The organism is Curvibacter sp. GW821-FHT01G03 (assembly GCF_059422285.1).
Genome location: NZ_JBWKWP010000035.1, coordinates 25,056 through 37,298 on the forward strand (window position 1 = coordinate 25,056; position 12,243 = coordinate 37,298).

Genomic DNA, 12,243 nt, shown 5'->3' on the forward strand with positions numbered 1-12,243 from the left:
AAGTGATCGGGACCTTCATTTTTATTCTTGTGACTAATTTAGTCAATAGTCACACCTCAATTCGCTCAGGGCGAAAGGCTGCGAAGCACCAGGCTTGAGAGTTGGCCCGGCGCCTCTTCGGCATAGTCCAGGCTGTGCTGCAGGATCAAAGGATTGAGGTAGGGGCGCATCACCAGCAGGATCGCCCCAACGGCTTCGTCCAGCGGCGTCTTGCGCTCGAAATCGCCGGCCAGGCGCCCCTCTTGCAAAACCTCCAGCAACAAGGCCTGGATATGCGCCTCGTACGCGATCGTGGTCTGCCAGCGCTCTGTCGCGGCAGACGCCGCGATTTCGTAGAGCTTCCGGTCCTGGAAGAACAGCCGCAGGCTGGCCTCGACAATGGCCTTGAACATGCGCCGCAGCTTCTCGGGCGGGTGCTCGGCCTGCGCCACCGCAGCCCGGACCTCGGACTCGATGTCACCCAGGCAGTTGGCGCAGATCATCTCGCCAATGGCCTGCTTGGACTCGAAGAACTTGTAGATGTACGCCTTGGAAAAGCCGATGGCCTTGGCGAGATCGGAGACGGTGGTCTTCTCGTAGCCGTAGCGGCTGAAATGTTCCGTGGCCGCGGCCACGATCTGGCTGCGCACCTCATGGTCGACGGGGCCACGGGGGGTGGCGGTGGAAGAACTTGCTTTGGTCATGGGCACAGCTTACGTCAGTCTGAAACACTGGACAACGAGTGACCATTTGGTATTATGGTCACAAATAGATCTCATCGGAAGAAACTATATGCTGCCCAAAAGTACCCTTGCCGCCATCGTCGTGGCCAGTCTGTCCGCCGGCTGTGCCGTGGGCCCGGACTATGTGCGACCCACCCTGGCCCTGCCGGCGCAGTTCCAGGGCCAAGCCCCTCGCGATCAAGCCCACGACCATGCACGGGCTGACCTCGCGACCTGGTGGTCTGCGTTTGGTGATCCCCAGCTGACGCGATGGGTGGCGCTGGCCTTGGACCAGAACCTGGATCTGGCTCAGGCTGCGGCGCGGGTCAGCCAGGCACGCGCCGGCCTGGGCGCGGCGGACGCCGCCCTGCGCCCCTCTGGGGCAGTGTCTGGCCAAGCAGCCCGGGCCTACCAGTCCACCCAAACCCCGCTGGGTCAGGTCCTGAATTCTGTGCCGGGCTTCGACCGCAATGGCCGTGCTTACGAGGTGAATCTGGGCGGAAGCTGGGAGCTTGACCTGTTCGGCAGCCTAGGCCGAGGCCAAGAAGCTGCCGCCGCCGAGCTTCAGTCATCGCAAGCAGGGGCCGTCGCCACACGACTGGCCGTGGCGGCACAGACAGCCGACATCTACATCACGATTCGAGGCCTGCAGGCCCGTTTGAATGTCGCTCGACAGCAAGTCCGGACGCAGGAAGATCTGCTGTCGAAGGTCCGCTTGCTGAGCAGCAAAGGACTCGCGCCCGAGCTTCAGCAGCAACAGGCAGAGGGTGCGCTTGCGCAAACCAAAGCTGCGCCCCTTGTTTTGGAGTCTTCCCTGGACACGGCGATGAACGCGATGGATGTCATCCTTGGAACACCGCCCGGTACGCATCGATCCGAACTCGCGGCACCCGGCGAGATTCCAGCCGCACCCACAGGGATCGCGACAGGATCACCGGGCGATCTGTTGCGGCAGCGGCCAGACCTGATCGTGGCCGAGCGACGTTTGGCAGCCGCCAATGCGCGCATCGGGGCCGCCATCTCGGAGTACTACCCCAAGGTCTCGCTCAGCGGCCTGCTGGGCAATGCGACCTCCGTCTCAAGCGGCCAGCTGTTTTCGGGCGGCGCTGCACAAGCCAGCGGTGTGTTGGGTCTGCGCTGGCGCCTCTTCGACTTTGGTCGGATCAATGCGCAGATCGAGCAAGCCCGAGGCCAGGAGGCCGAGTTGCTGGCCGCCTACCGTCTGGCGGCCCTCAAGGCCACCGAGGATGTGGAGAACTCGATCTCAGCCTACGCTCGGCGCCAGGAGCAGGTTGCCATGCTGACGGCGGGCGTTGATTCACTGAGCCGGGCTCGGGCCGCATCGCTTGCGGCGTATCAAAAAGGGGTCGCCAGCATGATCGACGTCTTGCACGCTGACGAGACGCTGCTGCAAGCCACCGATGCGCGCGTACAGGCCCAGCTTGAACTGGCCCGCTCGGCAGTGGCCACCTACAAGGCTTTGGGGGGTGGCTGGGAGGCATCGCCCCTGGCAGCACAGGCTGGCACGTGACAAGCCCGTGCTGGCGGGGTACCTCAGCACGGCACCGTCAATCCTGTGGCAGGGCGGAGGGCCAACGCTGTCAAGGCGCAGGGGTTGCCGCGAAGCCCACGCGCAACCCGGCCTTCAAGGCTGCCCCTGAAAACCCTGCACCTGATCATCCAGCGCCACCCACGGCAGGCGCCGCTGTGTCCAGATCTGCCGTTTGGGCGAACCCAGTTCATGCCGTTGCTTGAGCGTACCGATGCGAAGGGAGTAAACCGTCGGCGCCTCTTCCGCACAAGCGTAGACCGGTGTGCCGCAATGGCCGCAGAAGGCCAGCACCCGCCGGCTGCCGCTGGCGGCCGTCTTGATGTAGGTATTTGGCGTCCCTTTTAGCAGGCGAAATTGGTCGGCCGGTGCTGCGATGTTGGCCCGGAAGGCAGAGCCTGAGTGGATCTGGCAATCGTTGCAATGGCAGACCGTGATGCTGCCCACCTGAACCTCGGCCTCATACGCAATGGCGCCGCAATGACATTGGCCTTCAACTCTCATCGGAACCCTCCTGACAGGACGACCGCCGCCCCGGATGGCATTGTGAGCGCTCTTGCATCAGCCCCCTGATCCACAGCGCGTTCAGGGCCTGGGGCGTGATCAGGGCCGATGGAAGCAATGGCAGAGCCCGCTCAGAACGCCACCCGGTACGTGACCCGCACAGAGCGTGGCTCGCCCGGATGCACCACCTTGCCGTTGACCGCCGTGGCCTCGCCAGCCAGTTGCGAGGCGTAGTCATACTGGATGTCGTCCACCTTGCGGTTGAACAGATTGAAGACATCCACCGTCAAGCTGGACGGGCGACGCGACAGGTCCAGCAGATCGCGGCTCACGCGCAGGTTGAACGTTGACGCAGCGTTGGAGCGCACCGAGTTGTCCTCGACCAAGGCGCCGCTGCCCAGGTAACGCCATTGCAGACTGGCCGACCAGCGGCCGATGTCCTTGAGGGTGGCGGCGATCGAGGCCACGGAGTCGACCGCGTTCGGAATGCGGTCGCCGTTGATCAATCGGGCATGGGTGAGTGCGATGTCTGCGTCCAGCAGAAAGTGTTGATGGGGTGTCCACCGATTGTTGAACTCAACGCCGTGGCGGCGGCTCGCGCCGCTGGCCTCGGTGGTGCCCGAGTCGCCGGCATAGACCAGCTCGGAGTCTGAATTCAATTGCCAGAACGCCACCGAACTTTGCAGGTTGGCGATGGCCTCGGTGCGCACACCCAACTCCCAACCACGAGCGGCCACCAGACCCGGTACCGCATCGACCGTGTCGCCGGTCTTGGGGTCCACCTTGGCCGTGGTGCCCCGGGCATCGTTGCTGTGAAAGCCCTTGCCCGTGTTGAAAAAGAACTCGGTCTGCGCCCAGGGGCCAGCCACCAGGCTGAGCTTGGGCGACAGCAAACTGGCCCGGGCGCTGCCCGAGTTGGCCGGGTTGCTCAGGCTGTTCACCGCAAAGCGCGCGGTGTCGCCGCGCAGGCCCAGCACGCTGCGCAGCCAGGGGGTCAGCTGCACGGTGCTCTGGCCATACACGCCCAGCACAGTCTCGCGCACCTCATCGAGCCGGGTGGTGGACAGGATCTGGCGCGCCTGTGTGTCGTACAGGCCCACATGGATGCGGTCGTTGCGCAACTGCACACCGACTTCGGTGCGTGCATCAAGGCCGGCCAGCGTCTGGTTCCAGGCCCTGGAGGCCTTGCCGCCGTACACGTTGCGATCGTCCTGCTGCGAGAACTGGTCGCCGGTGGCGGGCCGGTCCATGGCATAGGTGAAGTTCGAGAACAGCTTGAGCGCGTATTTCATCGCGTAGGCCGAGACCCGGGTCTCGCCAGCGCGGTCTCGGTCATGCCATTCGCCAGACAGGCTGTAGCGTGAGGTGCTGCCTCCGTCGGTGGGGTCCACCGAGTCGTAGCGGCCAAAGGTACGGCCGTTGTAGCTGCCGGCGTCGATGAGGCGTTGGGGCACCTGGTCGGTGGAGTTCCAGCGGGCCTCGTAGGCCGTCAGGCTCAGCGTGCTGCCACGCTCACGCGTGCCCTGGCTCAGGCGCAGCACGGCGTTCTGGCGATGCAGGCCCTCGGGCACGGTCCAGGGGCCGTTGTTGCCCATCCACTCCACCGCACCCAACAGCGTCACGTCGTCACGCAGTTGGCGGGTATCGGCCGCCACGCCGCGACGGTAGCCATTCTGCCCGACCGAGACCTGGGCAAAGGGGGCATCCAGCCGTGTCTTGTAGGCGATGTCGGCCGCGCCGGCGGCGGCAAAGTCACCATGCGTGGCAAAGTACGGGCCCTTGCGATACTCGATGCGCTCCACCAGTTCGGGGATGAGAAAGTTCAGGTCCGAATAGCCCTGGCCGTGCGCATGCGTGGGCATGTTCACCGGCACGCCATCCACACTGGTGGCGAAATCGGTGCCGTGGTCCAGGTTGAAGCCGCGCAGAAAGTACTGGTTGGCCTTGCCGTCGCCCGAGTGCTGGGTGACGATCAGCCCGGGCACGAACTCCAGCACCTCGCCAGGGCGCAGCGCGGGCCGGCTGGCCAGCAACTCGGCCCGGATCACGCCTTGCGAGGCCGCATCGCTGCTGCCCACCGAGTTGTCGTAGTGCTGGCCCGTGATGGTGACCGGGGCCAGGCTCGGGAGTTGGGGATCGGGCGGTGTGGGGGTGGCGAATGCAGGCACCAACTGCGCGTAGGCCCTCGAGCAGGCCAGCGCCAGCACAAGGCACATCGTCCCGCGATGAAGGCCCGCCCGCCCCGCAAGCCGATTCATGCCCGCACTTTCACCAGAAACCTGGTATCGACCCGCCCAAGCGCCATGGCGATCAAGGTGCCCGGTGCGGGGCCGGAGCGCGGCGCGTGGCCAGGCCCCGGGCCAGCAGGTAACTGGCAGCCAGGCTGAGCACCAGAACGGCGCCAAAAACCAGCTCCTTGCCGTTGCTCCAAGCCTCGAAAGCAGGGGACGCCAGCCGGCTGATGCCCAGCGCCGCCACAATCAGGCTGACACCCGCCACGGCCACCCCCATGATCCGCGAGGCCAGGGCCGCGATCTCATCGGCGCGGGCAATCAATCGGGCAATCCACCAGCCGTTCAGACCATCGGTGACCAGCATGCCCAGCACGAACAGCAAGCCCAGCGTCACGGACGGGATCACCCCCCCAAACTGGGCACCGGTGGCGGCGAACATCACCGATTGCGTGACCGTGTCGAACGACAAGGCAAACAAAGCCCCGACCGCCGCCACGCCCCAAGGGCTGCGGGCCTGCGCCAGGCGCCCCAGAAAGCGTCCCTTCAATGACACCAGAGGCACGGTCTTGCCCGGCGCGGCCGTCAGCACCGCATGCAGGTTGATCCCACCGATGGCCAGCAAAAAGGTGATCGAGACCCAGGCCCCCAGGGCATCCAGCCAGGCCGGTGGCGTCCACCGCTCGGTCACCGAGCCCACCACGACCGCAATGCCCAGCACGATGGCCCCGTGGCCCGCAGAAAACAAGGCCCCGCAATAGCGCGCCAAACCCAGGCAACGCCGCTGGTTCAGCCGGGTCAGGCCGTCGATGGCGGCCAGGTGATCGGCATCAAAGCCGTGGCGCATGCCAAGCAAAAAGATGAGCGCGCACAAGGCGCCCCAGTCGGTGGGTAGGTCATGCATGGCAGCTGCCTGGCTTGGATGGACGAGTTTGTATGATGAATTTGTAAATAATCATACAAAATTCGTGCCAGCTGCAAAGCAGGCAAACGGCCTTCAAAACAAGCCCGGTGCCCGGCAAAGGGCGCGGCGCCACCAACAATGCACCAGTAAGGTGCGTTACCCCACGATCGGCAGCAGGTGGTCGTGCCCGTGGGCGTGGTGCACCGCCAGTGGAACGATGTGCAGCGCACCGTGGCTCACGCCGGCCTGGGTGGTGATGGATTTGGCGAAGTCCTGCACCAGCCGGGTCTTGCCGCGCAGGATCACCACCTCCACGCAATGATCGTGGTCCAGGTGGGCATGGGTGGTCGAGATGGTGATCTCGTGGTGCTCATGCTGAAGGTCGGTCAGCCGCATCGCCAACTGGCGCTGGTGGTGGTTGTACACATAGCTGAGCGTGGCCACGCACAACCCGTCAGGGTTGTCCTGCTGCAATGCTTTGCCCAGATCAGCCCTGAGCAGATCGCGAAAGGCCTCGGACCGGTTTTCGTAGCCCCTTTCGCTGACGATGGCGTCAAACGCATCGGCGAGGTCATCGTCCAAGGACATGGTCAAGCGCTTCATGGGGGCTCCTGTGAAAACTCGAGAACGGGCTGAGGATCTCGCATGGGCCCACCAAAAATCGTCGACACGCTCTGGGCCCTCGTCAAAACTGAAAGACGAGACCGCCCACAGTTTAGAGTGGGTTGACGCTTGGGCCCGGCATGGCGCCATTTCCCTGGCACACACCACCCCACCACTCACCGCCCCACCACGCGCTGCACCCCCAGCAGCACCAGTGCACCGCCCGCCATGCCATTGATGGTGCGCTCCAGGCGCAGGTAACGCTGTCGCAACGCGGGCAGGCCGAACACCAGGGTGATGCCCAGGTGCCAGCCCAGCGACAGCAGCATGACCATCAACACCACCAGCACCTGGAACCAGGCGGGCGCTGCAGGGGGCAACAGGGTAGCGAAGGCGCTGGTCCAGAACACGGCACTCTTGGGGTTGGTGAGCCCCGTCATCAGCCCCACCCGGTAGGCCGCCCCGGCCGAGGGCGTGGCCGCAGGAGACCCCAGGTTGCGGCGCTGCGGGCGACCGGACACGGGCCAGGCAGACCTGAGGAGCGCGGCCCCATACCAGATCAAGTAGACAGCCCCCAGCAGGCGCACTGCGCTGGCGACCAACGGGTGGCTGCCCAACAAGGCCGACAGGCCCGCCATCGACAGCATCACCCAGACCACCGACCCAGTGACCAAGCCCATCACGGTCCAGCGCGCATCGCGCTGCCGGCCATCCAGCGACAGTTGGCTGAGGATGAAAAAATTTGGGCCTGGGCTGGCCAACACGGCCAGGTAAACGGCGGCCAGCAGCAGAAGGGATGAGGCGTAGGGCATGGCAGATCCAGTCGAACGCCGATTAAAGCAGACTGGCCCGGCATGTGGGACTACGCCGAACGGCGGGTTAGACATTAGAGGCAAGGCGCTTTCCCTGACACGGGCCACGGAGCTGGTGGCATTGCCAGCTTCAGGTCATCTGGTTTGAGCTGGCCCATACTGCCCAATTTTTAAGCAATCCAAAGCAAGCCTTTTAAAATCAACGGCTTAGCACTTCTTTGCAGGCTGTGGGCACGGCTTGTCCACAGCTTTGTCCAGGGTTTGCAGGGAGAAGTCGGCATCGGGCAGGGCTGGCATGTCCGCCGCGGTCCGCCTCGTCATCGCGATCGCCCGGCACATTCAGCGCCGGCAGGCGAAACAAAGCCCAACGGGCACCGCAACACCCACCTGCTCTGCTTCCAAGCCCACTCTGCAATGAATCAATTGAGTGCCTGGGACAGCGCAGACAGAAAATCGCCCAGTTCGCTGGCCCTGGGCTCCATGTGCTCGATCGGGATGGTGCCGGCATAGACGCCGCCATACCAAACATGACAACCCGTGATGCCCTCCCATGCAGGAGCGCCAGCGTGGTCAAAGATCGCCGACTCGACGCTGTCGTGGTGGGTCGGCTCAGCGACCTCGACATCCCCCTTCGTGAGCCTGGCCAGAAACCGGCCCGGTGCCTCCTGGTGGATAGAAAGTGTGAGGAGGCTGCTCATTCGCGTGCGGCATGACCAAGCGCTTTGGCCGCAGCGGCCCTGACCTCCAATCCCCGGTTTGGGCTGGTCAAAACTCTGATCAACGCGGCTCGCGCGTCAAAGCCGCCTGCGTAGCCCAGTCCTTCTGCCGCCGCTGCTTTCATGGCAGCGCCCGAGCTCAAAGACTCGAGTATCGAAATCAACAGTTGCACCGCTTCCTGTGGAGTGGCCATGAATTCCCCCTGATATTTTTTGATACATCATAGCCACATGAGACTTAAATTGTCATAAAACGGGCATTCCGGATCAGCGCCGGAGAGAAAGGCTTCAAGATGAACTTTGGCATTCTGGTTTTCGACGACGTGGAAGAGCTCGACTTTGTCGGCCCTTGGGAGATGCTCACCATGTGGAGCAAGGTGGCCGAAGGCCCCGCACGGGGCCTGATCGTGGCGCAGAACGCCGGACCGGTGCGCTGCGCCAAGGGCCTGTCGATCAACCCACAGGTGTCTTTTGCCGAGTGCCCACCGCTCGACTACTTGCTGGTGCCCGGTGGCCAGGGCACGCGCCGTGAGGTGAACAACCCGGTGCTGCTCGAATTTGTGGCAGCGCAGGCCCGCAACACCCGGGCCATGCTGTCGGTCTGCACCGGCTCGTTCGTGCTGCATGCTGCTGGCCTGTTGTCGGGCAAAAAGGCCACCACCCACTGGGCTTCGCTGGACCGCCTGCGGGCCCTGGGCGATGTCACCGTGCTGGAGGAGCGCTGGGTGCAGGACGGCACGGTTTGGACTTCCTCAGGGGTGTCGGCCGGGATCGACCTGATGCTGGCCTTCATCGCGAGCACGGCGGGCGACGAGGTAGCCGGTCAGGTGCAGTTGGCCGCAGAGTATTACCCGGCCAGCGTGCGTTACGGCAGTGCCGAACTGCAGGCCCGGGGACCGGCCTATCTGCGCCCCGTGGCCTGATGGCCTGGTGACAGGCTCAGTGACGGCTGCGGGCGTCCAGGCTCCAGCCGCCGGCTCCCTGGGCGGCCAGCACCAGCAGCCCACCCACCACCGCGATGTTCTTGAAGAACAGCAGCTGGGTCACGTAGGCCTGCTCGGGCGCCACGCTCCAGAACGGATGGAAAAAGAAGCTTGCGGCCAAAGTGAACAGGCCCAGCACCAGGGCAGCCCAGCGGGTATGCCAGCCGGCCAGCAAGGCCAGGCTGCCCAGGATCTCGACCGTCAGCGCCATCGCTGCGCCCACGCTGGGCAGGGGCAGGCCTGCTGAGCTGATGTACCCCACGGTGCCAGCAAAGCCGGTGAGCTTGCCGATGCCGGCCGGCAGGAACAGCACGGCAAACAACACACGGCCAGCCAGGTTGAGGGCGTTGTGAAGCGGGGTTTGATCAACGGTGGTGCGGGACATGGTGATTCTCCTGAAAAGGTTGGCATCAATGGCTGGGCACGTGGCCTTCAGCAGCCTGCCGCCGGGGGCCCCCTGATGGGGGTTTGCACCTGCGACAGGGCTGAACTTTATTGGCTACTCATCCAGAGATAAACCATGTTTCAGCCAACGATTTGTCTCCGATACAGAGTCAATGAAACACCGCCCCAGATGCGGATTGGCGGCCTGCGCTTCGCATCGTTCCATTGCAATTCAGAACGTCAATGCAATGCCCCTTCTCACCCATGGCCTTTGAGCCAAGTTGTCAGACAAATATTATCTAATGTCCGGATTAGTTACAAAAACGCATATAAAGGAGGACGGCACCATGGGCTTCGTTCAATTCAACCAAATCAGAGTGGCCACACGACTGGCGCTGGGCTTTGGCATGCTGCTGGTCAGCCTGGTTCTGGTGGGGGCGCTGGCCTTGAGCAAGTTCTCATTGCTGACCTCGCAGCTGGACACCTTGATCCAAAACCGAATGGTCAAGCTGACCCAGATGACCGAGCTGAAAGACCACCTGCAGTCAATCGCCCGCATCACCCGTACCGTGGCGCTGATTGAGGATGTGAAAGAGGCGCAGGCGCAGGCCGACAAAATCCTGCCCTTGCGGGCACGCAGCCTGGAGTTGCTGGCCCAGCTCGACAAGAGCCTGGTGATGTCCAAGAGCATCGAACTGCTGAAGATCATCCAGAACAACCGCGAAACCTACGACGCCGACATCGATGCCGCCATCAAGCTGGGCCTGACCGGCAAGCCTGAAGACGCCAAGGCCGCCACCGAGATCCTGCTGACCAAGGTGGCCCCCCGCCAGGACATGATCTTCAAGGCCCTGGACGACTCGGTGGCCGTCCAGCGTGAGCTGTCACAGGCCGCAGGCGCCGACGCCACAGCCGCAGTGGCCTCCGGCGAAACCTGGGTTTTGAGCATCATGGGCCTTGCCATCGTTCTGGGCATCGGGCTGGCCTGGTCGATTGCGCGCAGCATCACCCGGGCCTTGGGGGCCGAACCCGACGAGGTGTCGCACGCCGTGGCGCGGGTGGCCGACGGGGACCTGAGCCTGCACGTCAAGCTGCGGCCTGGCGACACCGACAGCATCATGGCGGCCGTGCAGCGCATGCAGATCAGCCTGGTGGGGGTCGTGAGCACGGTGCGCCAGGGCAGTGAAGCCGTGGCTGCCGCCAGCGCCCAGATCGCCTCGGGCAACCGCGACCTGTCGGGTCGCACCGAAGAGCAGGCCAGCGCCCTCGAAGAGACCGCCGCCTCAATGGAGGAGCTGGGCTCCACCGTGACCCACAACGCCGAGAACGCGCGCCAGGCCAATCAGTTGGCCCAGGCTGCAGCCGGCGTGGCCGGCCAGGGCGGGGCCGTGGTGGCCGAGGTGGTGGACACCATGAAGGGCATCAACGACAGCTCGCGCAAGATTGCCGACATCATCGGCGTGATCGATGGCATTGCCTTCCAGACCAACATCCTGGCCCTGAATGCCGCGGTGGAAGCCGCTCGGGCCGGCGAGCAAGGCCGCGGCTTTGCCGTGGTGGCCGGTGAGGTGCGCACCTTGGCCGGGCGCAGCGCCGAGGCCTCGAAAGAGATCCGGCGCCTGATCCAGGACAGCGTCGAGCGCGTGGAATCGGGCTCGGCCCTGGTCGATCGGGCCGGCGCCACCATGAGCGAGGTGGTCAACAGCATCCAGCGCGTGAGCGACATCATGGCTGAGATCTCCGCCGGCAGCGCCGAACAGGCACAGGGGGTGAACCAGATCGGCGAGGCCGTCACCCAGATGGATCAGACCACGCAGCAAAATGCCGCGTTGGTGGAAGAGATGTCGGCCGCTGCCGACAGCCTGCGCGGCCAGGCCAACGACCTGGTGCAGGCCGTGGCGGTGTTCAAGCTGGCGGCCGGCAGTGGCGCCGCACCAGCGCGCCCGGCTGCCCCACCACGGGCGCGGGTGACCTCGTCAGCCCCACAAGCCCTGGGTCAGCGCCCCGCTGTGAAACAGATGGCCAGTTCGGCCAAGGGCCAGGGCGTTGTCAAGCCCGAGGTCTTGGCCATCGCCCCCAAGGCTTCAAGCAGCCGCCCCGCGCCAGCAGACGACAGCTGGGAGAGCTTCTGAGTCACGCGGCGCAGGTCTTCATAGCGCCGCGATCAACTCTGGCACGGCCGCAAACAGATCAGCCTCCAGGCCATAGTCGGCCACGCTGAAGATCGGTGCCTCCGGGTCCTTGTTGATCGCCACGATCACCTTGCTGTCCTTCATCCCCGCCAGGTGCTGGATCGCGCCACTGATGCCGCAGGCCACGTACAGGCTCGGCGCCACGATCTTGCCCGTCTGGCCCACCTGCCAGTCGTTGGGCGCGTAGCCCGCGTCCACCGCGGCGCGGCTGGCACCCAGCGCCGCGCCCAGCTTGTCGGCCAGCGGGGTCAGCACTTCGTTGAACTTCTCGCTGCTGCCCAAGGCACGGCCACCCGACACGATGATCTTGGCCGCCGTCAGCTCGGGGCGGTCGCTCTTGGCGATCTCGCTGCCCACGAAGGCGCTCTTGCCGCTGTCGGCCTGGGCTGCGATGGTTTCCACCGCGGCGCTGCCGCCCGTGGCCGCCGCCGCGTCAAAGCCCGTGGTGCGCACGGTGATGACCTTGGTGGCGTCGGCGCTTTGCACGGTGGCGATGGCGTTGCCCGCGTAGATCGGGCGCTCGAAGGTGTCGGCGCTGATGACCTTGCTGATTTCGCTGATCTGCGCCACATCGAGCTTGGCCGCCACGCGCGGGGCCGCGTTCTTGCCACCGGCGGTGGCAGGGAACACGATGTGGCTGTAGTTGGCTGCCATGGCCAGCACC

13 protein-coding genes are annotated in these 12,243 nt (G+C 64.7%); 3 read left to right on the forward strand and 10 right to left on the reverse strand.

The genetic code is table 11. The annotated features are described in order from the left end of the window. Positions 1-65: 65 nt before the first annotated feature. Positions 66-683: a TetR/AcrR family transcriptional regulator gene (locus AC07VS_RS28400; protein WP_494752642.1), complete on the reverse strand. Its 618-nt coding sequence runs from the start codon at positions 681-683 to the stop codon at positions 66-68. 88 nt (positions 684-771) lie between these two features. Between AC07VS_RS28400 and AC07VS_RS28405 the strand changes: the two genes are divergently transcribed. Further along, positions 772-2,232: an efflux transporter outer membrane subunit gene (locus AC07VS_RS28405; protein ID WP_494752643.1), complete on the forward strand. Its 1,461-nt coding sequence runs from the start codon at positions 772-774 to the stop codon at positions 2,230-2,232. A gap of 114 nt (positions 2,233-2,346) precedes the next feature. Here the strand turns inward: AC07VS_RS28405 and AC07VS_RS28410 are convergent, their stop codons facing one another. From AC07VS_RS28410 to AC07VS_RS28440, 7 genes are all read right to left on the reverse strand, one after another. Beyond that, positions 2,347-2,754 carry a GFA family protein gene (locus AC07VS_RS28410; protein WP_494752644.1) on the reverse strand — a complete coding sequence of 136 codons (408 nt, stop codon included), beginning with the start codon at positions 2,752-2,754 and terminating at the stop codon, positions 2,347-2,349. A gap of 131 nt (positions 2,755-2,885) precedes the next feature. Next, the gene (locus tag AC07VS_RS28415) at positions 2,886-4,922 is read right to left on the reverse strand and encodes a TonB-dependent receptor (protein ID WP_494752645.1); all 2,037 of its coding nucleotides are present in this window, start codon (positions 4,920-4,922) and stop codon (positions 2,886-2,888) included. Positions 4,923-5,064: 142 nt separating this feature from the next. Further along, positions 5,065-5,889, reverse strand: a complete 825-nt coding sequence (locus AC07VS_RS28420) for a HoxN/HupN/NixA family nickel/cobalt transporter (RefSeq protein ID WP_494752646.1) — start codon at positions 5,887-5,889, stop codon at positions 5,065-5,067. A 156-nt stretch (positions 5,890-6,045) separates the two neighbouring features. Continuing rightward, the gene (gene nikR, locus AC07VS_RS28425; protein WP_492346146.1) at positions 6,046-6,492 is read right to left on the reverse strand and encodes a nickel-responsive transcriptional regulator NikR; all 447 of its coding nucleotides are present in this window, start codon (positions 6,490-6,492) and stop codon (positions 6,046-6,048) included. Between the two features lie 176 nt (positions 6,493-6,668). Continuing rightward, positions 6,669-7,304, reverse strand: a complete 636-nt coding sequence (locus tag AC07VS_RS28430) for a LysE family translocator (protein ID WP_494658337.1) — start codon at positions 7,302-7,304, stop codon at positions 6,669-6,671. A 419-nt stretch (positions 7,305-7,723) separates the two neighbouring features. Beyond that, a complete protein-coding gene (locus AC07VS_RS28435; protein WP_492346148.1) occupies positions 7,724-8,002 on the reverse strand; it encodes a hypothetical protein in 279 nt (92 codons plus the stop codon). Then, entirely contained in the window at positions 7,999-8,214 is a 216-nt protein-coding gene (locus AC07VS_RS28440; protein ID WP_492346149.1) for a HEAT repeat domain-containing protein, read from the reverse strand. Before AC07VS_RS28440 ends, AC07VS_RS28435 begins: the two co-directional genes overlap by 4 nt. A 99-nt stretch (positions 8,215-8,313) precedes the next feature. Between AC07VS_RS28440 and AC07VS_RS28445 the strand changes: the two genes are divergently transcribed. Next, positions 8,314-8,943, forward strand: a complete 630-nt coding sequence (locus AC07VS_RS28445; RefSeq protein WP_494752647.1) for a DJ-1/PfpI family protein — start codon at positions 8,314-8,316, stop codon at positions 8,941-8,943. A 16-nt stretch (positions 8,944-8,959) separates the two neighbouring features. Here AC07VS_RS28445 and AC07VS_RS28450 read toward each other — a convergent pair whose 3' ends face one another. Continuing rightward, complete coding sequence (locus AC07VS_RS28450; protein ID WP_494752648.1) at positions 8,960-9,388, reverse strand: DoxX family protein; 429 nt, start codon at positions 9,386-9,388, stop codon at positions 8,960-8,962. A gap of 376 nt (positions 9,389-9,764) precedes the next feature. On the opposite strand from AC07VS_RS28450, the gene AC07VS_RS28455 reads away from it, so the two are divergent. Then, a complete protein-coding gene (locus tag AC07VS_RS28455) occupies positions 9,765-11,519 on the forward strand; it encodes a methyl-accepting chemotaxis protein (protein WP_494752649.1) in 1,755 nt (584 codons plus the stop codon). 18 nt (positions 11,520-11,537) lie between these two features. On the opposite strand, the gene AC07VS_RS28460 is transcribed toward AC07VS_RS28455, so the two are convergent. After that, the coding region (locus tag AC07VS_RS28460; protein ID WP_494752650.1) for an electron transfer flavoprotein subunit alpha/FixB family protein at positions 11,538-12,243 on the reverse strand (706 nt) is incomplete at its 5' end.

Coding starts and splice junctions, on each gene's coding strand:
- AC07VS_RS28405 (WP_494752643.1), top strand. CDS start 772: ATGCTGCCCAAAAGTACCCTTGCCGCCATCGTCGTGGCCAGTCTGTCC.
- nikR (WP_492346146.1), bottom strand. CDS start 6,492: ATGAAGCGCTTGACCATGTCCTTGGACGATGACCTCGCCGATGCGTTT.
- AC07VS_RS28450 (WP_494752648.1), bottom strand. CDS start 9,388: ATGTCCCGCACCACCGTTGATCAAACCCCGCTTCACAACGCCCTCAAC.
- AC07VS_RS28445 (WP_494752647.1), top strand. CDS start 8,314: ATGAACTTTGGCATTCTGGTTTTCGACGACGTGGAAGAGCTCGACTTT.
- AC07VS_RS28420 (WP_494752646.1), bottom strand. CDS start 5,889: ATGCATGACCTACCCACCGACTGGGGCGCCTTGTGCGCGCTCATCTTT.
- AC07VS_RS28430 (WP_494658337.1), bottom strand. CDS start 7,304: ATGCCCTACGCCTCATCCCTTCTGCTGCTGGCCGCCGTTTACCTGGCC.
- AC07VS_RS28410 (WP_494752644.1), bottom strand. CDS start 2,754: ATGAGAGTTGAAGGCCAATGTCATTGCGGCGCCATTGCGTATGAGGCC.
- AC07VS_RS28435 (WP_492346148.1), bottom strand. CDS start 8,002: ATGAGCAGCCTCCTCACACTTTCTATCCACCAGGAGGCACCGGGCCGG.
- AC07VS_RS28440 (WP_492346149.1), bottom strand. CDS start 8,214: ATGGCCACTCCACAGGAAGCGGTGCAACTGTTGATTTCGATACTCGAG.
- AC07VS_RS28400 (WP_494752642.1), bottom strand. CDS start 683: ATGACCAAAGCAAGTTCTTCCACCGCCACCCCCCGTGGCCCCGTCGAC.